General features: G+C 61.1%; 21 protein-coding genes and 1 tRNA gene. 7 read left to right on the forward strand and 15 right to left on the reverse strand.

Annotated features, from left to right (window positions below; genetic code table 11):
- Positions 1–448: hypothetical protein (locus tag J5M71_RS21550; protein ID WP_243434295.1), on the reverse strand; the 448-nt coding region annotated here is incomplete at its 3' end.
- A gap of 143 nt (positions 449–591) precedes the next feature.
- On the opposite strand from J5M71_RS21550, the gene J5M71_RS21555 reads away from it, so the two are divergent.
- The 6 genes from J5M71_RS21555 (at position 592) to J5M71_RS21580 (ending at position 6,120) form a co-directional block, all read left to right on the forward strand.
- Positions 592–804 (forward strand): cysteine-rich CWC family protein, encoded by a 213-nt coding sequence (locus J5M71_RS21555; protein WP_207836556.1) that lies wholly within the window; start codon positions 592–594, stop codon positions 802–804.
- A gap of 9 nt (positions 805–813) precedes the next feature.
- Complete coding sequence (locus J5M71_RS21560; protein ID WP_063913193.1) at positions 814–1,506, forward strand: pseudouridine synthase; 693 nt, start codon at positions 814–816, stop codon at positions 1,504–1,506.
- Between the two features lie 449 nt (positions 1,507–1,955).
- Positions 1,956–2,843, forward strand: coding sequence for a (R)-3-hydroxydecanoyl-ACP:CoA transacylase (gene phaG, locus J5M71_RS21565; RefSeq protein ID WP_207836576.1), 888 nt, complete (start codon positions 1,956–1,958; stop codon positions 2,841–2,843).
- A 111-nt stretch (positions 2,844–2,954) separates the two neighbouring features.
- Positions 2,955–3,028 (forward strand) — tRNA-Gly (locus J5M71_RS21570).
- A 164-nt stretch (positions 3,029–3,192) separates the two neighbouring features.
- Complete coding sequence (locus tag J5M71_RS21575) at positions 3,193–4,899, forward strand: SulP family inorganic anion transporter (protein ID WP_207836578.1); 1,707 nt, start codon at positions 3,193–3,195, stop codon at positions 4,897–4,899.
- Between the two features lie 210 nt (positions 4,900–5,109).
- Positions 5,110–6,120 (forward strand): DUF4917 family protein, encoded by a 1,011-nt coding sequence (locus tag J5M71_RS21580; RefSeq protein WP_207836580.1) that lies wholly within the window; start codon positions 5,110–5,112, stop codon positions 6,118–6,120.
- A gap of 32 nt (positions 6,121–6,152) precedes the next feature.
- On the opposite strand, the gene J5M71_RS21585 is transcribed toward J5M71_RS21580, so the two are convergent.
- The 14 genes from J5M71_RS21585 to J5M71_RS21650 form a co-directional block, all read right to left on the reverse strand.
- A complete protein-coding gene (locus J5M71_RS21585) occupies positions 6,153–7,196 on the reverse strand; it encodes a tetratricopeptide repeat protein (RefSeq protein WP_207836582.1) in 1,044 nt (347 codons plus the stop codon).
- A gap of 1 nt (position 7,197) precedes the next feature.
- Entirely contained in the window at positions 7,198–8,166 is a 969-nt protein-coding gene (locus J5M71_RS21590; RefSeq protein ID WP_207836585.1) for a type II secretion system F family protein, read from the reverse strand.
- Positions 8,167–8,192: 26 nt separating this feature from the next.
- On the reverse strand, positions 8,193–9,179 hold the full coding sequence (locus J5M71_RS21595) for a type II secretion system F family protein (protein WP_207836588.1): 987 nt from the start codon (positions 9,177–9,179) through the stop codon (positions 8,193–8,195).
- A complete protein-coding gene (locus tag J5M71_RS21600) occupies positions 9,176–10,618 on the reverse strand; it encodes a CpaF family protein (RefSeq protein WP_207836593.1) in 1,443 nt (480 codons plus the stop codon). The genes J5M71_RS21595 and J5M71_RS21600 overlap by 4 nt, the downstream gene beginning before the upstream one ends.
- Positions 10,619–10,621: 3 nt before the next feature.
- On the reverse strand, positions 10,622–11,839 hold the full coding sequence (locus tag J5M71_RS21605) for an AAA family ATPase (RefSeq protein WP_207836596.1): 1,218 nt from the start codon (positions 11,837–11,839) through the stop codon (positions 10,622–10,624).
- Positions 11,833–12,339 (reverse strand): TadE family protein, encoded by a 507-nt coding sequence (locus tag J5M71_RS21610; protein WP_063913203.1) that lies wholly within the window; start codon positions 12,337–12,339, stop codon positions 11,833–11,835. Before J5M71_RS21610 ends, J5M71_RS21605 begins: the two co-directional genes overlap by 7 nt.
- Positions 12,339–12,809 carry a TadE/TadG family type IV pilus assembly protein gene (locus tag J5M71_RS21615; protein WP_207836608.1) on the reverse strand — a complete coding sequence of 157 codons (471 nt, stop codon included), beginning with the start codon at positions 12,807–12,809 and terminating at the stop codon, positions 12,339–12,341. Before J5M71_RS21615 ends, J5M71_RS21610 begins: the two co-directional genes overlap by 1 nt.
- Before the next feature lie 9 nt (positions 12,810–12,818).
- Entirely contained in the window at positions 12,819–14,162 is a 1,344-nt protein-coding gene (locus J5M71_RS21620; protein ID WP_233687032.1) for a TadE/TadG family type IV pilus assembly protein, read from the reverse strand.
- Positions 14,163–14,176: 14 nt separating this feature from the next.
- Positions 14,177–14,458, reverse strand: a complete 282-nt coding sequence (locus J5M71_RS21625; RefSeq protein ID WP_063913206.1) for a hypothetical protein — start codon at positions 14,456–14,458, stop codon at positions 14,177–14,179.
- Positions 14,459–14,473: 15 nt separating this feature from the next.
- Positions 14,474–15,985, reverse strand: a complete 1,512-nt coding sequence (locus tag J5M71_RS21630) for a type II and III secretion system protein family protein (RefSeq protein WP_243434296.1) — start codon at positions 15,983–15,985, stop codon at positions 14,474–14,476.
- Positions 15,986–16,048: 63 nt separating this feature from the next.
- On the reverse strand, positions 16,049–16,861 hold the full coding sequence (gene cpaB / locus J5M71_RS21635; RefSeq protein ID WP_207836620.1) for a Flp pilus assembly protein CpaB: 813 nt from the start codon (positions 16,859–16,861) through the stop codon (positions 16,049–16,051).
- Positions 16,862–16,873: 12 nt separating this feature from the next.
- Positions 16,874–18,208, reverse strand: coding sequence for an AAA family ATPase (locus J5M71_RS21640; protein ID WP_207836622.1), 1,335 nt, complete (start codon positions 18,206–18,208; stop codon positions 16,874–16,876).
- 15 nt (positions 18,209–18,223) lie between these two features.
- On the reverse strand, positions 18,224–18,742 hold the full coding sequence (locus tag J5M71_RS21645; RefSeq protein WP_207836631.1) for a prepilin peptidase: 519 nt from the start codon (positions 18,740–18,742) through the stop codon (positions 18,224–18,226).
- Between the two features lie 36 nt (positions 18,743–18,778).
- Positions 18,779–18,973 (reverse strand): Flp family type IVb pilin, encoded by a 195-nt coding sequence (locus J5M71_RS21650; RefSeq protein WP_207836634.1) that lies wholly within the window; start codon positions 18,971–18,973, stop codon positions 18,779–18,781.
- Between the two features lie 445 nt (positions 18,974–19,418).
- On the opposite strand from J5M71_RS21650, the gene J5M71_RS21655 reads away from it, so the two are divergent.
- Complete coding sequence (locus J5M71_RS21655; protein WP_207836638.1) at positions 19,419–20,300, forward strand: AraC family transcriptional regulator; 882 nt, start codon at positions 19,419–19,421, stop codon at positions 20,298–20,300.
- Positions 20,301–20,343 lie beyond the last annotated feature (43 nt).

Genomic DNA, 20,343 nt, shown 5'->3' on the forward strand with positions numbered 1-20,343 from the left:
CGGTATGACTATGGGCGCGACCGGGCCCGTCATGACTATCGCGGTGGCAGCCAGCGCTACCAGAATGACCGTTGGAGTGCCAACGGTCATTCTGGTAGCGCTGGCTGCCACCGCGATAATCATGACGGTCCCGGTCGCGCCCATAGTCATACCGCTGGCGGTTGCCATAGTCATGGCGCGGGTTGCCATACCACTGCTGCATCCGCGGCTGCGGATAAGACCGGTAATGAGGCGCTGGCGCCGAGCGGTAGTAGTAGCGCGGCGCCGGCTGATAGTAATAGCGCGGTTGCGGCGTCACGTAATAACGGTCATAGCGGTAATAATCCGGTGATACGTAACGGTCGGAATAGTAGTGGTCAGACCGGTAATAGCCCCCGCTCTCGTAGTACGGAACGCAGGCGGAAGTCATCAGCCCCAGCAGGGCGATCAACAGGATTCGATAGAACATGGCGGCCTCCTGGACCGCTGGAGTGCCCGAACAGCGGCGCTGGCGAGCGTCGATGTGAAATGCGATCATCGACATCGAATAAGACAGTGGCGCCGAAGTGCAGTGCCATTTCTGCAACAATTTGATACATGTGAGCGGCAGCCATGCATGACAACCAGCACTGCCCCGCCTGTGGAGCCCTCAACCAGTGCAGCCTGGCCGACCCGCGTCGGGCCACCCAGGCCTGCTGGTGCTTCGGCGTGAGCATCGACCCTGCCGTGCTCCAGGCCCTGCCCGCCGAGCTGCGCGACAAAGCCTGCCTGTGCCCGCGCTGCGCCGCCGTTGAAGAACAACTCCGCTCACCCGCTTCCCACTGACCGTTTGCCATGCGCCTCGACCGTTTCCTCGCCAACCTGCCCAGCCACAACCGCCAGCAAGTCCGCCTGATGCTGGCGCAACGCCGCGTGCGGGTAGATGGCCAAGTGGTCAGTGACCCGCTGGCCGAGGTGCGCGAATTCAGCCGTGTGGAGCTGGACGACCAGTTGCTGCAGGCTGGCCGCCCGGCGCGCTACCTGATGCTGCACAAGCCCACTGGCTGTGTCAGCGCCACCCAGGACCCGCAACACCGCACCGTGCTCGACCTGCTGCCCGCCGCGTTGCGTGAGGACCTGCACATTGCCGGGCGCCTGGACTTCAACACCACCGGCCTGATGATCCTGACCAACGATGGCCAGTGGTCACGGCGGCTTACCCAGCCCGCGACCAAGCTGCCCAAGCACTACCTGGTGGAAACCGAGGACGAGATTGGCGAGCACTATGTGGCCAAGTTCCTCGAAGGTTTCTACTTCGCCTTCGAAAACCTCACCACCCTGCCCGCCCAGCTGGACATCCTGGGGCCGCGCCAGGCGCGGCTGGCAATCGTCGAAGGGCGATATCACCAGGTCAAGCGCATGTTCGGCCATTTCGACAACAAGGTAGTGGGGTTGCATCGCGAGAGCATGGGGGCGATCCGGCTGGACCCGGGGTTGGCGCCAGGGGCATTTCGTGAGCTCACGGCGGATGAAATAGCCACGGTCTAGTCAGCCTGTTCCTGCCTCTTCGCGGGCACGCCCGCTCCCACAGGTACACCCCTGGCCTCCGGGCTGGTGTGATCCCTGTGGGAGCGGGCGTGCCCGCGAAGAGGCAGGAACAGACCGCACGGGGTGCGTCATACGACCGCCCAGCGGCAAAAGTCACATTTTCCCCCGAACGGCACTTGCGGGATTCCCCACCCACTGCTTGAATCCAAATCGTCAGTCTGCATGTGACTACCAAGTCACGATTGCGGTCGAAGACACCTTTTGTCGGCCACCCGGGGCCTCGATGCCTTGGGGCACGGCAAATTGCCCGCCAAAAACAATACCGTCGACGCACGTGCCAAGGATCGACACAGGGCCCCCCGGTTTCTCTTCAGGCAAATGCCTACCTGTCATAAAGAACGTGCACCCTAGGTGACGCGAATACCCTTTTTGCGCCAGGAGTCGATGACATGAGGCCAGAAATCGCTGTACTTGATATCCAAGGTCAGTATCGGGTTTACACGGAGTTCTATCGCGCGGATGCAGCCGAGAAAACGATCATCCTGATCAACGGCTCGCTGGCCACCACGGCCTCGTTCGCCCAGACGGTACGTAACCTGCACCCGCAGTTCAACGTAGTACTGTTCGACCAGCCATACGCGGGCAAGTCCAAGCCTCACAATCGCCAGGAACGCCTGATCAGCAAGGAGACCGAAGCACATATCCTCCTTGAGCTGATCGATCACTTCCAGGCAGACCACGTGATGTCGTTCTCGTGGGGTGGCGCAAGCACACTGCTGGCGCTGGCGCACCAGCCGCGGTACGTGAAGAAAGCGGTGGTAAGCTCGTTCTCGCCGGTGATCAACGAACCGATGCGCGATTACCTGGCCCGTGGCTGCCAGTACCTGGCCGCCTGCGACCGCTATCAGGTCGGCAACCTGGTCAACGACACCATCGGCAAGCACCTGCCATCACTGTTCAAGCGCTTCAACTACCGGCACGTCAGCAGCCTGGACAGCCACGAGTACGCGCAGATGCACTTCCACATCAACGAAGTGCTGCAGCACGACCTGGAACGGGCCCTGAACGGCGCGCGCAACATCGACATCCCGGTGCTGTTCATCAACGGCGACCGCGATGAATACACCACGGTCGAAGATGCCCGGCAGTTCAGCAAGCATGTGGGCAAGAGCCAGTTCAGCGTGATCCGTGACGCGGGCCACTTCCTCGACATGGAAAACAAGGCCGCCTGCGAGGACACCCGCAGCGTCTTGCTCGGCTTCCTCAAGCCGACCGTGCGCGAGCCCCGTCAACGCTACCAGCACGTACAACAGGGGCAGCATGCATTGGCCATCTGAGCGCATCGGCGCCCCGTAGGTGATACCCGCAGGCTATGGGGTGCCGACAAGCTTTTTTATAACTTGGGCTTCTAATTCGTGGAGGGTTCTGGTAAAAAGTGCAGCGCAGATGCGGGTATAGTTTAGTGGCAAAACGAAAGCTTCCCAAGCTTTAGTTGAGGGTTCGATTCCCTCTACCCGCTCCACATCGCATTACCGCATGGCGTTCCATTAACGTCATCGCTGTCAAAAGGAGCCTTGGCTCCTTTTTTCGTTTCTGCCCCCTCCGTTGACCTGTCCCATGGCCATTTGCCTGCCGATCCGCTTCAATGCGTGGATGGTTTCGTGAAACATTTCGAAAGGACGACGCATGTTTCTCTCCCGCTGGCTACCGGGCCTTGCCAACCTGCTGCACTACCGCCGCGAGTGGTTCCACGCCGACTTGCAGGCTGGCCTCTCGGTGGCGGCGATCCAGATTCCCATTGCCATCGCCTACGCGCAGATCGTCGGCCTGCCGCCGCAGTACGGCCTGTACGCCTGCGTGCTGCCGATGATGGTCTACGCCCTGATCGGCAGCTCACGCCAGCTGATGGTCGGCCCCGACGCCGCCACCTGCGCGATGATCGCCGGCGCCGTGGCGCCGTTGGCCATGGGCGAGCCGCACCGGATTGCCGAACTGTCGGTGATCGTCACCCTGCTGGTCGGGGTAATGCTGATCGCTGCCGGCGTGGCCCGGGCCGGGTTCATCGCCAGCTTCTTCTCGCGGCCGATCCTGATCGGCTATCTCAACGGCATCGGCCTGAGCCTGATCGCCGGGCAGTTGTCCAAGGTGGTGGGGTTCAAGATCGAGGGCGACGGCTTTATCCTCAGCCTGATCAACTTCCTCCAGCGCCTGGGCGAAATCCACTGGGTGACGCTGCTCATCGGCATCGCCGCACTGGGCCTGCTGATCTGGCTGCCACGGCGCTACCCGCGCCTGCCCGCGGCACTAACGGTAGTGGCGCTGTTCATGCTGCTGGTCGGCCTGTTCGGCCTCGATCGCTTCGGCGTCGCCATACTCGGTCCGGTACCTGCCGGCATCCCGCAGCTGGCCTGGCCACACAGTAACCTGGCAGAAATGAAAAGCCTGCTGCGCGATGCCCTGGGTATCGCCACCGTCAGCTTCTGCAGCGCCATGCTCACCGCACGCAGCTTTGCCGCCCGGCACGGCTACGCGATCAACGCCAACCACGAATTCGTCGCCCTGGGCGTAAGCAACCTGGCAGCCGGGGTTTCCCAAGGCTTTGCCATCAGCGGCGCCGACTCGCGCACCGCGGTCAACGACATGGTCGGTGGCAAAAGCCAGCTGGTGGGCATCATTGCTGCGCTGGTCATCGCCCTGATCCTGCTGTTCTTCACCGCACCGATGGCGTGGATCCCGCAGGCTGCGCTGGGCGCCGTGCTGCTGATGGCCGGCTGGGGGCTGATCGATATCAAGTCGCTTAGGCACATCCGCCGCCTGAGCCGCTTCGAGTTCTGGCTGTGCCTGCTTACCACGGTTGGCGTGCTGAGCCTGGGCGTGCTGCCCGGCATCGTGTTTGCCGTGACCCTGGCGATCCTGCGCCTGCTGTACAGCATCTACCAGCCCACCGACGCGGTACTGGGCTGGCTGCCGGGCACCGAAGGCCAGGTGGACATCCACAAACACAAGGATGCCCGTACCGTGCCAGGCCTGGTGGTATACCGCTTCGACGACGCGATCCTGTTCTTCAACGCCGACTACTTCAAGATGCGCCTGCTCGAAGCGGTGCAGAGCCAGGACCAGCCCAAGGCCGTGCTGTTCGACGCCGAAGCGGTAACCAGTATCGACGTCAGCGGCATCGCCGCCCTGCGCGAGGTACGCGACACCCTGGCGGCCCAGGGCATCTTCTTCGCCATCGCCCGCGCCCGCGGCACCTTCCTGCGCATGCTGGTGCGCTCGGGGATGGCAAGGGAGATGGAAGACAAACTGCTGTTCGGCTCGGTGCGGGCGGGCATCCGCGCGTATCGGCTGTGGCGTAACAGGAGTCGCAGTGTGAAGGTGGCTGAGCAAGGTTGAAGAGATGCATTGTTGCCACTGCCCCTGTCGCCGGCTAGCCAGCTCCCACAGGTACTGCCCTCGAATTCAGTGCAGTACCTGTGGGAGCGGGTTCACCCGCGAAGAGGCCGGCATTGCCGACACAAGGCCCTTGCCTGGATACAACCCTCGCACACCTTGCATGACATGCTAAAGTCGCCCCCGTTCCCGCTCCACCCAACGGACCCCAGCATGCCCGCACTCGACGCCACCCTCACCCCCTGGCCAGAACTCGCCGCCCTACACCCTTGCGACGCACTACTGCTGGGCAACGGCGCCAGCCGCGCGCTGTGGAAGCCGTTCGGTTACTTCTCGCTGTTCGAGGAAGCGCAACGCGCCGGTCGCAAGAAAGGCCTGGCCGTCAGCGACCAGGCATTGTTCAAGTCGCTGGGCACGGAACTGTTCGAGCCGGTACTCAGCACCCTCAACACCACAGTGCGCGCCAACGCCGCGCTGGCCATCAACTCCACCGCGCCGCTGAACCGCTACTACTCGATCAAGGAAGCGCTGATCCACGCCGTACGCACGGTGCACCTGCCGTGGCCACTCATGCCGGCGGCCACCCTGGCAACCCTCAACCAGGCCCTGCGCGGCTACCGCAGCGTCTACACCAGCAACTATGACCTGCTGCTACCCTGGGCCGTGCGACACGCCCCGCACGGCTTCGCCGAACTGTTCGACGAGCAAGGTTTCTTCGACGTGCGCCGCACCAGCGGCGAAGGCACCCGGGTGCTGCACCTGCATGGTGGCCTGCACCTGCTGAAGCTGCCCGACGGCACCACCCGTCAACGCAGCGCCGACAGCGCCGAACTGCTCGATGGTTTTGCCGTGAACATCCCGGGCGAAGTGCCGCTGTTCGTCAACGAAGACCGCAGCGACGAGAAACTGCGCGCCATCCGCAACTCGGATTACCTGGGCTGGTGCCTGGGGCAACTGGCGCGGGAAAGCCAAGGGCTATGCCTGTTCGGGCAGCACCTGGACAGCAGTGACCAGCACCTGCTCGAAGCCATCCGGCTGGCCCGACCGACGCATCTGTCGATTGCCATAAGGCCGTTGAGCGAGGCATCGGTGATCAACCAGAAGCAGCATTTCATCGATCGCTTCGGGGATATGCCGGGGACAGCGCTGCATTTCTTTGATGCCGGTACGCATCCGTTGGGGCAAGCAGCGCTGGCTATTGAAGCACCGCTCACCCACAGGTGAAATGAACCCATCAGGGGCCGCTTTGCGGCCCATCAAGGCGCCGATGCCGTTGTCACCTGCACGGCCGGGCCAACTGCAATGGGCTCGGGCATCGCCACATCGCCGCCCATCTGGCGGATTTGCCGAATCTGCTGGACCCTGTTCAGGTTTTCCCAGGCGATGGGATAGTGCCCCGGCGACAACTCGATGGCGCTGCGGAAAAACTGCTCGGCCACATCCAGCTTGCCTTCCACCAGGCAGACATAGCCGACATCATTGCTGGCTTCGGCACGCTTTTCGACCTGTTCGAAGGCAGACACAGCCTCCTCATAGCGCCCCATGCGAGCCAGCAGCAACCCATAGTTGCGCCAAAGCGGTTTGTAGGTCCCGTCGTAGCTCACGCCACGTTTGTAGCGTAGCTCGGCATCGGCCCATTGCCCGGCCATGTAGTAGGAATACCCCAGGCTGTTCTGCACCAACGCCGAACGTGGATCGATGAGCTCGGCCAGGCGGTAGTACGTCTGCGCCTCGGCGAAGTTGTCGGCCAGATCCGCGAGCACCCCCAGCCCGTTGTAGGCCTTGAGCGGTGACTTGCTGTCGACCCTGAGCGCAGCCGCCCCTGTCTGGGTATTGGCCGGGTCCTTGGTGAAGCGCTGCTGATCCACGGCAACAGCCTTCAACAGCATCGCCTTGGCTTGCTCATGTTTACGCATGGACAGATTCAGCAGGCCCATTTCGGTCAGGGCATCGGGGTTTTCAGGTGCCTTGCCCAGCACCTCGGTGAAGGCCATCTCGGCCAGCTGGTTATTGCCGCGTTCGCGGTGGATACGGCCAACCCAGACCAGCGCCTCATAACGTTCGGGCGCCAGCTCAAGGACGCGCAAGTACTGGTACAGCGCCTGGTCCAGGTCACCGGCCTGGTAAGCCATTGCCGCCACCTGCATCGCCTGGTCGGGCGAGTTGCTTTGCGACTGCACCTGGTAGAGCACCGAATTGCCAGCGGAGTAGACAGAACGTACACCATTCAGGTCTGGCCCCGTGCTCTGGCAACCTGAGAGCACGGCTATCATCGTCAACAGCAAGCTGATCCTGTTCATGTCATGGCTTCCCGAACGTTTTAAGTATCCCGATGATCACCGGGCCGATGGCTACCAGAAAGAAGCTTGGCCACAGACAGAAAATTAGCGGAAAAACCAGCTTTGTCCCGATTTTCGCGCCCATTTCCTCGGCGGCCTGCATGCGCCGGTCACGAAACTCCTCGGCATAGATGCGCAAGGTAGCCGCTACGCTGGTACCGAAGCGGATGCTCTGGGCCAACAAGCTCACCAGGCCCTGGATGTCTTCCAGACCGGTGCGGTCAGCCAGTTGCCTGAGCGCTTCGGTACTGGAAATGCCGGCGCGGATCTGCGCATTGACCAACGCCAGTTCCTCGGCCAGCTCGGCCTGGCTGACCGCCATTTCTTCGGCCACCCGCTCGATCGCCTGGGGCAACGCCAGGCCCGACTCCACGCAAACCACCATCAGGTCCAGGGCGTCAGGAAAGGCCGCACGCAACCGCCCCTGCCGAGCCGTCTTGCGCTTGTCGACATACATTGCCGGCAATAGCCATCCGCTAGCAGCCCCCATGGCCACCACTCCCATGCCCGTCATCAGGGAAAGGTTCGGAACCAGTGGCAATACCAACAGCGAAACGCCTACCAGCAGCAACGGCAACAGCAAACGCACTGCCCAATACACCTGTACCGCCGACGCCGAACCATAACCCGCGTGGGTCAACAGGGTTCGAGTAGCTGACACCTGTCCATCCGTAGACGGGGTAACGCGCCGACCAACCCGCTCCAGTAGAAGCTGAAGGTTTCCTGGCGCCTCCCGCCCGGGCGCAGCGCTGGAGTGGTCACGCTTGATCAATGCAAGACGGCGTTGCAGCGGGCTCTGCAACCCCAGCACAAGCAACGTCACGGTGATGACCGCAATGACCGTGCTCATCCCGATCGCACCGACGATCAGCAGGCGTGCCAATGCCTCGTTGTCCGTCACCCCACTCAACAAACCGAGCAAATAGTCCATGACCGACGCCCCCATGCGAGAACTGCCTAAATCTGGATACGGATAATTTTACGAATCCAGAAAATCCCCACCAACATTGAGCCAAAAGCCCCCATGACCAACATTTGCCCAGTGGGATCCTTGATCAGTAACGTCAGGTAGTCCGGGCTCGTGATAATGATCGCTGCCGCCAACAGGAAGGGTATGGCCACCAACACCCAAGCCGACATACGCCCTTCGGCCGACATGGTCTTGACCTTGCGCTGAAAGCGGAAACGCCCGCGGATCAGGTTGCTCAGGCGCTCCAGTACTTCGGTCAGGTTGCCGCCGGTCTCTCGGTGAATGAGGATCGAGGTGACCAGCATCATCACCGTCATGCTGGGCATCCGCTCCAGCAGGCCAAGCATGGCCCGGCGCACATCATTTCCGTAGTTGATATCGGCGAAGGTCAGGCCGAATTCATGCGCCACCGGCCCCTTGTGTTCCTCTGCCACCAGGCGCAGGGTTTCATTGAAGGGGTGTCCGGCGCGCAATGCCCGGCACATGGCCTCCAGCGCATCCGGCAAACCCTCTTCGAACTGGGCGAAACGCTTGCCACGGTCATGGGTGATTTTCAGCAGCGGCAGCCAGAACGCCACGAACGCAGCCGCCAGCGCCAACCACCAGTAAGGAAAGAACAGCCAGGCCAGCATCCCGGCAGCCGCTGCCAGCACGAGCCCCAACAGCAGTACCCGATAGGCCCGGTACTCATGCCCGGCCTGCTCGATCATTTGCGTCAGCGTCGCCATGAAGGGTAACTGCTCGAGCCACGCCTCCAGCGGCGACAAACGAGTCAGGTATTTCTGCCGCAACACGGTCTGCATGTTCGGCAGATGGCTTGCGCGCTCCAGGATCACCAGTCGGCTGCGGATACGTTTACGTACCTTGCCCGCCTCGCCGAACACCGGCACCACCAACCCTTGGCTGAGGAGAAACACGGCAATGAACACCATGCCGAGAAATATCAGGATGTATTCACCGGGTATCTGGCTCATGGCTGACGAGCCTCCATCCATTCAGGCCTGAACATCGTCAGCGGCAGTTCGATCCCGCGCTTGGCCAAGGCATCGCGAAAGGCCGGGACCATGCCACTCGGCCGGAAGTCGCCAAGCACCTGGCCCTGCTCGCCCACACCATTGCGGACAAAAGAGAAGATCTCGGTCATGGTGATGATTTCGCCTTCCATGCCGTTGATCTCCTGCACGCTTACCAACCGCCGCTTGCCGTCTTCCTGCCGCTCCAGCTGGATCACCACATCGATGGCCGATGCGATCTGCTGACGCATGGCCTTGATCGGGAACGTGGCGCCAGACATCAGGACCATGTTCTCGACCCGGCCCAACGCATCGCGAGCGGTGTTGGCGTGGATGGTAGTCAGTGAGCCATCGTGGCCGGTGTTCATCGCCGTCAGCATGTCCAGCGCCTCGGCACCACGCACCTCACCGATCACGATACGGTCCGGGCGCATCCGCAGGCTGTTGCGCACCAGCTCCCGCTGGCCCACCTCGCCGCGCCCCTCGATGTTCGCAGGCCGTGTTTCCAGGCGCACCACATGTGGCTGCTGCAGTTGCAGCTCGGCAGAGTCCTCGATGGTGACAATGCGCTCGTTGTGGGGAATGAAACTGGACAGCACATTGAGCATGGTGGTCTTGCCACAGCCGGTGCCGCCCGAGATCAGCACGTTCAGCCGGCCCCGCACGATCGCCTTGAGCAGCAACGCGATGGCCGGGGTCAGGGCGCCCGCCTGGATCAGGCTGTCGGTATTGAGCAGGTCCACCGCGAAACGGCGGATCGAGATACTTGGCCCATCGATGGCCAGCGGCGGGATGATCGCATTGACCCGTGAACCATCCTTGAGGCGGGCATCGACCAACGGCGAAGACTCGTCGATACGCCGGCCGAGGCTGGAGACGATGCGGTCGATAATGTTGAGCAGGTGCTGATCGTCGCGAAAACGCACATCGGTGCGCTGCAACTTGCCGAACCGCTCGACGTACACCGAGTCATGCCCGTTGACCAGAATGTCGGACACCGTGTGGTCGGCCAGCAGCGGCTCCAGCGGGCCAAGGCCAAGCACTTCATCGGTGATCTGCTTGATGATCAGCTGGCGGCTGGCGGAGCTCACCGGCGCCGAATGCTCATCGAGCAGACGTTGGCAGATATCGCGGATCTGCCGCACGGCCTCGGCCTGCTCGAGCGAGTCGAGCAAGGACAAGTCCATGACCTTGAGCAGTTGCTGATAGGTCTTCTCCCGCCACTCGGCTTCCACCTGGGTGACCTGGCTTCTGGTTTCAAAAAGAACGTCCGGCGCTGAATGCTCCCAGGCCATCAACGCCTCAGCCGGATCCTTCGCAGCGCCACCCTGCTTCGACGGCGTCGATGCCTCGGGGGTGACTGCCTGTTTGCGCAAACGGTTACGGAAATCGCTAAGCATGGTTCACCCCCGAAAAACACGCTTGAAGGCGCGTTTGAACAGTCCGCTGTCAGTGGCCACCTGCTTGCCAACCAGTTCCTCGGCCATCCCACGCAGCGCCTGGGTGATCGCCGACCGAGGTGCTTGCAGGCCTAATGGCACACCCGTGTTCTGACTCTGGTTGATGACGCTGAAGTCATTGGGCAGCTTCACGATATTGGTGCAGCGCATCGCCTCGCCGATATCCTTGAGGCTGACCGGTGCCGCCTTGTCGTAGCGGTTGACCACCACCTCCAGCTGATTGCCGCGTACGCCCAGGTCATCGCGCAGAATGCGCGCCAGGGAACTGGCGTCGCGCAGGTGGTTGACGCTCTGCTGCACCACGACGTACACCCGGTCCGCCTGCTCCAGCACTGACGCGGTGATGTGGTCGATCTGCCGTGGCAGGTCCGCCACGACCCAATCATAGTTGGCGCGCGCCAACTGCAGCAGCGCATCGAGCTGTTCGGCCTGGACATCCTGCGGCAAGCACAGCTCATTGGCGCGACTGCCAAGCACATGCAAGGACGGGCTGAAATGGCTGCAGAACCCGCGCAGTGCCACCCCGTCCATCTCTTTTATCTGCTGCAACACATCCAGTTGGGTGTGCGACTGCGCGACATCCAGGTGATGCGACACACTGCCAAACTGCAAGTCCAGGTCAAGCAACAGCGCGTTGCCCTTGAGGCTGAGCTGATGCGCCAGGTTACAAGCCAGTACCGTGCCGCCGGAGCCACCCTTGGCATTCATCACGGCGATCAGTTTCCCGGTTGCCGTACTGCTGGTCTGGGTCTCCATGACCATACGGTTCAAGGCTGCGATAAGCTCCGTGGCAACGATGGGTTCCGGCAGAAAATCGCGGGCACCGGCCTGCATTGCCAGGCGCATGCCTTCCCGATCGTCCAGCAGGCCGCACACCAACAGCGGCGGGCGTTCATGGGCCGGGCGTTGCAACAGGGCTGCCAGCTCCTCACGCCACAAGTGGCCAACACGCAAGAGCAAGAAGTCGGGCTTCCGGTCCAGCCCGAAAAGCGGGTCGGAATGCCCATTGCTCACCTGGCGAACATTCACCTCCAGACCGGAGATGCGCTGACAGATCTCTTGCAACTGACGCAAGGCCAAGGCGTCGGAGCTGCTGATCAACAGACGCATCCCGGGCTTGATGGAGGTAGCGGATACGGAAGACTCCCTAAGATTCAGCATGGCGTGATCTCCGGTGCGACATCCGCCTCGGTATGACGCCCGAGGCTTTCGCGAGGTAAGGTCGCCTTGAATACTGGCAGGGTAATGGGCACCCCAAAACCTGGAATAAACAGGCTGAATTGAAAGTTCTGCAGGGTCAGCTGGACATAGCGGACAGCGGCAAACCCGGTGGCACTCACCAGATCACCGGGGTTGGCTACCAGCGCGCCGTTCTTGTCCAGGTAACGCAGGGTCAGGTCCCCGGTGTCCAGGTCGGCCAGCAGGGTACTGGCGCCACTGTTGCCGGCGCTGTTGAATATCGCCCGACGCAGCACTACCGGGTCGCTGATATTGCAGACCGCTGCCAGACGTGCGCCACGCCGAACGGATTCATTCAGCACGTTCACGGTGTAGTACAACCGGCCTATTTCCAGCACCCCAAACAACAGCGTGAACAGCAATGCGCTGATGATCGCGAACTCTACGACGTAGACGCCTTCCTGCATGCCTCTGCGCTTCATCACAGTGCCCTCATCACGGTGGTGGCGACCAATGGGAAGTTCAGCGCCGTGCTGCCGCCAATAAAGGCAGGAATGCCGTTGGCGACCAGCGGGGAAAAGACAGAGCTGATGGTCACCTGCACGTGGTCGTTGGTGCCTGCCACCTTGGCCACCTGCACAGTGATGTTGGCCGGCATGCCGGTCAGGCTGCAGGGCGGCGCGGAAGGTGCACCGTACACCGCCACTTTCTTGGTCATGCACTCGAGATCAGCGCTCACCTCGACCTTGCCCAAGGTCGAGTTCCAGGCCTGGCTGGCGACGAAGCGCGCGGCATCACGGCTGCCTTGCAGCAGACTGTTGTACTGGTAAAGCATGCGGCCAAATTCGCCAAAGGCCAGCAAGGTCAGGAGCAACAGCGGCAGGGTGATGGTGAACTCGACGATTGCCACCCCTTGCTGGCGCTGCGCACGCTTGAGCCGGTGAAGTTCCATGACAGTTCCTCAGGAGTCGATGCTCGGTGTGCCACTGCCGTTGAGAAAGGTTTTGTACAGCTGGATGATCTGCGGGCCGGAATCGTCTTGCGGCGTGGGCCCAGGTACGTTGTCGCCTTCGCATTGCTTGACGAACTGGCCGAAGATCTGCGAATTCCCGCCCGAATTATCGGCCGGCTGCACTACATAGAAGCAACCGAAACCGAGGACCGGAATCGAGGATGCCCCCGCGTTCTTGCCCGAGCAGTTGCCCACTACGATCTTCAGTATCCGCCGCTCGAAAACTCCGTTTGACTGGCACCCCGTCCCCCCGCCGGCGACACATGCGGCGCTCTGAGCGGCATAATCGTTGTAATCGAACAGCGACGTACCGCCAGCAGAGAGGTTGCCATTGCTCGAAGTGACAGGTTGGCCCTGATGCTCCAGTCGCGCCGGTGTGGTGCTGTCGTTGTACTTGATCTTCGGGTTGTCGTAGGTCGTCACCAGGTCGGGCGGATAGTCCGTCCCCTTGAACGACCCTGTGTAGTCGCCAAAGCGCGTATTCAAACCTTGAACGGAAGGGCCCACCGTGTTGCCTGGCTTGGTGTCGACGTTTTCCCCGACATTGCGGCAAACCGAGCCGCCGCCAGCCATGAGTTCGCCAACCTCCTTGCCGCCCGAGCCAAAATCGAGCAGCTGGAAATTGCCGGGGCCAATGGGGTCACTGTTCTTGGCGGCTGACTTCAAGACCTCCAGGTCACCGAAACGATAGCCCCAGAACATGCCCGCATCCGGGTTGTATTGAGCCGGGTTGCCACACACCAGCAGCGGCGCAAGATCGCATGGGCTGGTCGGGCTCGGCCCGGCGGTGGCAATCGCCGTCACGCTCTTGGCCCCCACGGTTCCCGTACCGATTGACTGGGCGAAGCTCCAGAAAAAACCCGCCAGTGAGTAATTCGATACCGAGACCCGCACATAAGTGGCATTGACCGGCCCCGGGAAGGAGAAAGGCCCATAGACATTGTCTGCCAGCTCCACCACGGCGAATGCTCCAGGGTTGCCGCCGATTGCCGTCAACAGTTCGTTGTTGCCTGCGGCCTTGGCATTTTCGTTCAGGGTGAAGAGCGCGGCGGCTCGCGCGGTACTGGCACTATTGCCAGAGCCCATCACCTGGCTCAGGGTCTTTGCGCCACTCAGGGCGGCAGCGTCCACAGCATTCTGCAAGCGTGTCTTGTTCAACAGCATGTGGCCCCCGTCGAGCACCAACGCTGCCATCATCAATATCGCTACCAGAGCGATCACGATCATGACAGTCACTGCCCCCCGCTGTTGGCCTGGCCGCGCGGTGAACATCCGTTGAGCTCGAGGAGACATGGTCACACCCTCAATCAGCGAGTTGAATCAGTGACTTGGATCTGGATCGGCTGACCGACCTGCTGCGCATCGCCAGTCGCCCCCCGATAACCATTGATCACATTCTCCAGCAATGGCCCATCGGCGCCGGCGGCAGGCAGTTCGGTGCCTGGGTTGGCGGCCACTTGCTTGTCGGCAATCTGCTGGTAGGTGGTCTGGTAGACGCTGTAGCCCAACGGACCAACGCGCCCTTCGTCATACGTCATGCAGCCGGACAACCCCGATACAAGCGCGCAACCCACGATCATGCTTTTCATGCTGGTTCTCTCCGATCAGTTAACATCATGGCCAAAGTTGCCACCGCTGACCCCGAGGCTGACGGGCACCGCGCGCCCAGGCTCACTGCCCTTGGTCTTGCCGAGCAGGTAGAAGTCCAGGTCACTGGGCTCGACGAACTTCTCGGTGGGCAGGCGCACCGCCTTGGCATCCACAGGCTTGGCGAGGTGCGGCGTCACCAGGATCACCAGTTCGGTTTCACCGTTGATGAACGATTGGCTGCGGAACAGGTGCCCGAGTATCGGCAGGTCCCCCAGCCCTGGGAAACGGCTGACGAAATCGCGGGTGTTCTCACTGATCAAGCCGGCAATGGCGATGGTCTGGCCATTGCCAAGTTCGACCGTGGACTCGGCACTGCGCTTGGTCAGCGACGGAATGACCTGGGTAACACCATCGCCCAGGACACTGCTCAGGCCCGTGTCCAGCACCAGCGAGTTGACGTTGGAAAGCTCGCTCACCGAGACATTCAGGTTGAGGTTGATGCGCCCGGAGTCGAGCACCACCGGCAGGAACTTCACCCCGACCCCGAATTCCTTGTATTCGACGGTGATGCCGTCATCCTCGGTGATCGGCACCGGGAACTCGCCACCTGAAATGAACTCCGCCTGCTGGCCGGTCAGCGTGGTGAGGGTGGGTTCAGCCAGCACTTTGGCCGAACCATTGTCCTTGGACGCCTCCAGCACCACGTTGAAGAGGAAATCGTCGGACAGGAACTGGGCGAACAACCCTTTGCCGCCACCAATCAACGAACCAGGCGAAAGGATCGACCCGCCACCGGGAGTCAGGCCCAGCCCTTGACCATTGTTGAACCCGCCACCGCTCCAGTTGCCGGAGGTGCCAAGGGCATTGAAGCGCACGTTGAGGTTCTTGATCAGGCTGCGCTGCATCTCCGCCACCTTGACTTCCAGCATTACCTGCTGGCTGCCACCGACACTGAGCAGGTTGATCACCTCCAGCGACTGGGTCGGCGTCGCCTCAGCAGCTTCACCCTTGCCTTGCACCACGCTGGCGGTTTGCGCGGCATAGGTCTTGGCAACCTTCATCGCCGTGTCCATGGCGGCAGCGCTGCGCACCTGGCCACGCAGCACCAGCGCGCCCTGGGCACTGAACACCTCGATGCTTTCCTCGGGCAGCAGCTGGTGCAGTTTGGTCTTGAGCCCGGTGAGGTCATGCACGACCTCCACATCCAGGGTCTCGATCAAGCGGTTGTTGCTGTCCCAAAGCAACACGTTGGTAGTGCCCAGAGAACGGCCGAGCAGATAGAGCTGGGTCGGGCTGGTGATGAGGATGTCGGCAATATCCGGGTTGCCGACCGAGATTTTCCTGACCGGTGTACGAGCGCTGATCGTCCGCGACTTGTAGATGGGTACCTGGATCATGTTGGTATTGGCCGCCGGCATGGCGCGGTATCCCGCCCCCGGTCCTTCAGCCTGCGCCACGCCAGCGAACAGCAGCTGCGTACCCAGCCCACACAACAGGTACAGCCCTAGTCTCTGCAAAGTATTCATTGACTACTCCCTGCGAGGTGATCTTGTTCCTGCCGAAGGTTAGCTATTCGGAAGCCAGCTGCCTTAAAACCTTGCTTTTGCTATCTCGACTTCAGTCCCGCGGATGATGGTGACCGCGCCAACGCCACTGCTGCGATTCACCACCGGTTTTGGTTGCGGCCTGGCGGCTGGCGGCGCGGCCTTGGCCGGCTCGACAGTGGCAACGACTGGTGGCTGCTTCTTAGCGTCCAGCGGGTTGCGCAGGGCCAGTTGCAACCTCCCTTCCGATTGCGCCTTGACCAGGACCTCGGCCTCTTTGGCCGACATTTCCAGGGTCACGGCACGCACCACCACCGGTTGCGTCTTGTCCGTCCCCGCGGTCTGGTCCACGGCCAACACCCGCAAGTCCTGGAGGATGGTCGTGGACTCTGCTTCATTACTGCTGCCATTGCTTTGCCTGGTCGCCAGTACATCGACCCGGTTACCCGGCAAGAGGAAGCCCCCCACCCCGACCACGTCATCGACACGCACCGAAATGGCACGTTTGTCAGGAGCGATCAACGAAGCCAGGGTACTGCCACCCAGGTGCTCGGCCAGGCGTGCGCTGCGCAGGACATCGCCGCGCAGCAGGGCGAAGGTGGCGATCTTGCCCAGCACCTTTTCGTTGCTGTCGAAGGCATCATCGGGTACCGCATCCTTGGGCATGCGCACGATGGCAACCTGCTGGGCCTCGATCATCTGCCCGAACGGGATCTCCACCGTGGCGACCACCACGTTCTTCATGTTGTCATCCGGGGTGGTGTTGAGCCGCCCATTGAGCCAGTTGTTGGCCATCCAGGCGGCACCAAGCCCCAGGGTCAGGGAAACAGCAATCAGGGTAAGCGTACGGGCGCTCATGTCTGCAACTCCTTATCCGAGGAAGTCGATCTGAACGAAGTAGCTGTGCCAGGCCCATTCCAGCTCCTGCGGCGACAGCGGACCATCGCCGCCCTGGTATCGCTGGCGGTCGAGCGCCATGCTCAGCAGGTCGCGAGGGTGGCATGGCACCAGCGGCACGCCTTCGGCCTCGTACAGCGTCTGTAGCGCATAGCGCAACAGCGACGGATCGTAAGCCAGGCCCAGGCGTTCGCATTCCTGGCGCCAGATGCGTTCGTACTCATCGACTTTCAGGTAGCTGAACTGCAGCTTGTAGCCAATGCGCCGCAAGAAAGCCTCGTCAGCCAGCTCCAGCGGGTTGAGGTTGGTGGAGAACACCAGCACCAGATCGAACGGCAGCTCGCAATGACGCCCGCCGCCAAGGTTGAGGAAGTCGCGCTTCTCTTCCATCGGCACGATCCAGCGGTTGAGCAGTTCGGCCGGGGCCATGCGCTGGCGCCCCATGTCGTCGATGATGAACAGGCCATTGCTGGCCTTGAGCTGCAGGGAGGCCTGGTACTGACGGGTAATGGGATCGAAACGGACATCCAGTTGCTCCATGCCCAGTTCACCGCCGGTGATAACGACCGGGCGCTTACATCGCACCAGCCGGCGATCGATTCCTTCGTTGAGCAACAGGCTGTTCGGTTGGCTCTCTTCCTCCAGGCGCTGATGCACCTGGGGGTCATACACCTCGATGACCGACTCGTTGATCTCTATGGCATGAGGGACCCAGATGTATTCGGCGAACAGGCGAATCAACCGGCTGCTGACGTAGGTCTTGCCGGTGCCTGCGGGGCCGTAAATCATGATTGCGCGCCCGGAGTTCAGCGCTACGCCCAGTTGATCGAGCATGCTCTCCGAAAGCACGACACCGGTGAAGGCCGTATGCATGTCCTGCGTAGTGATGCGTCCATGGTGAATGGTCTGCAGCTTGAGCAGGTCACGGTAGGCACTTACCGGGAAGGGCGCCGCGCCGATGTAGCCGCTGCGCGCCAGTGCATCACGGGCGGTACCGCGACCACGTTCGGTCAAGCCGTAGCGCAGCACCTGCCCCCCCGTTTGCACACCGACCTGGCCCAGTACTTCGACGCGGCCATCCTTGCGCAGAAAGGCCAGCACTTCTTCCACCACCGCACCGGTCAGCGCCAGGCGCTCCACCAGACGCGACAGGTCCAGCGTACCGGCGTCATGCAGGTGCTTGCACAACAAATCACCGAGAAAGCTTTCTGCCAGGCCAGTCTCGCGAACCGTACGTGGCTGAGGTGCCAGGCCCTGCACTGCGTCCTTGGCACAGGCGCAGGCACCACTGTCTCTGAGTGCGTACATTGTTAGCCTCCCAGGCTATAGGCCAAGCGGTTGCCAATAAAGGCTGACAAGGGTTCCGGACAGGATCGCGACTGAATAAGGGAACGGTTTACCTGCCACCTCATCCGCCTTCGGCGCAAAATAGGCCTGCGCAGTCAAGATCAACCAGTAGCGTTCTAACGTCTGTTTCAACTGTCCGCGCAGGAGCACTATCAACATCCCGCACACGCCACCGGCGATCAGGCTAAAAAGTGCTGCTGAAAGTGCGTCAGGCGGTGTAAGAAAACTACCGACCATGGCCATAAGTTTGACGTCGCCGGCTGCCATGCCCCCCAGCGCGTAAATCGGAATAAACACGGCAAATCCGATAAACATACCCAGTACGCCATAACCTAGCCCGGTAAGTTCTGCGGAATAAACCTGGCCTGCCAACCCCAACCCCAACCCCAGCAAGACCAGAAAGTTGGGAATGCGGTGGTTACGAAGATCCCCGACCACCGCAATACCCAGCAGCCCTAGCAGCACGACAATGGCGAACAGAGACTCTGCTGACATTGCTGCATCCCCCTTGGGGCTTAGTTAAGAATGAGTTCAAGGGGCAGCGGTGCCTCCAAGCGCAGTGATCAGCCCGTTGATTTTCCCCTTGACCGCGGTTCCCAAGTTGGTGAACGCAGTAATAAGGGCGAGGGCAACCAACCCACCTGCTACCGCATATTCCACGACGGTCAGGCCATCTTCATCTTTGACGAACTTCATCAACGAAGCCTTGAAAGTTTGCATATTCATTTCGCTCACCTCGCTAAGGACATTATTTTTATTCCCAGGCAGTGGTGTTTTGCACTACCTGTTGGGAATCCTAGTCAGACGGTGACAGTGGTGGTTAGGAGATTTTTGCGAATCGCTAGGACTTTTTTGCGGCCATTTGCCAGCATCGAAAAAAGTGACAGGCCACCAGGGAAACAAGCGGGAAAGGATAATGTGAGAAGCACTTTCGAACGCATTTGCACTCGATTCAGCATAAGCGTACGGCCCACTCAGTCAAAGGCGACAAGCGGTCGTTCTGGCCAAACACCAACAAAAATCCGCAGCCCGTCTAACATCAGGGCTTTAGACAACACATAGAACGCAATAGACAAAAACTAGCTAGCCTAATAACCAAATCAATCGGCGAGCTGATGGCATGTTGTCAATACTGCAGCACGTAGGGACACCCTCAGGAGCAGGTTAGGTCATGATGTCTAACCCGGGCAAAAAGCCCCTGTTGTTGTGGTTCGATCTGACACGTGATCGCTCCACCGAAGCCTTGATGGCACAGTTCAGTCATGTCTGCGATTGCAAGCTGGCAAAGACGGTCGCGCATTCCGAACGTCAGCAGGCAGACATGATCTGCATGCATTTCGATCGTCCCGACACCCTGAACCTCAACCTGCTCCTTGAGGTAAAGCGCAGCTCGCCTGCCATCCCGATCACCATGCTCACGGTGCAGCACTCCGAAGAACTGGCCGTCTGGGCCATGCGTTCGCGTGTCTGGGAATATCTGGTGTTGCCGCTTACAGCCAGCGAGATGAGTCGCTACCTCGGCGTCCTGAAGCAGCTTTGCGAAGTCCGCCGCACTATCAAGAGTCAGGGCAATTCGCAGCAGATCGACCATCTGCCGTCGCTGCCCGACAGCATTCGCCTGACTGGCGAACACCACAAGCACCAGGCGCTCAGCAAGGTGATGCCGTACATCGACCAGCATTTTCGCGAATGCATCGATCAAAAGGACCTGGCGCAGCGCTGCGGAATGACTACCGCTCGCTTCAGCCGCCTGTTCAAGGAGGTCAACGGCGTGGGGTTTCTGGATTACATCCTGAGCAAGCGCATGAACCTGGCCATGGACCTGCTGGTCAACAGCCAGATGCCGATTACCAGCATCGGCTATGAGGCAGGTTTCAAGGACCCGTCCTACTTCGCCCGCGCCTTCAAGCAGGTCAGCAACTGCACGCCCAGCGAATATCGGCAGGCCCGTCAGCCTGGAGCATCAGCCAGCGAAGCCGAGCCCCTGAAAGGTGCAAATGCGTCCGTGCCGGATAACGTGTTACCGAGTGCTGCGCTTCACAAGAGCCGCTGATAAATCATTTGCCCAAGGCTCACTCTGCTGAGAAGCAATGGCG

The organism is Pseudomonas sp. 43(2021) (assembly GCF_017490805.1).
Taxonomy (GTDB): Bacteria; Pseudomonadota; Gammaproteobacteria; order Pseudomonadales; family Pseudomonadaceae; genus Aquipseudomonas.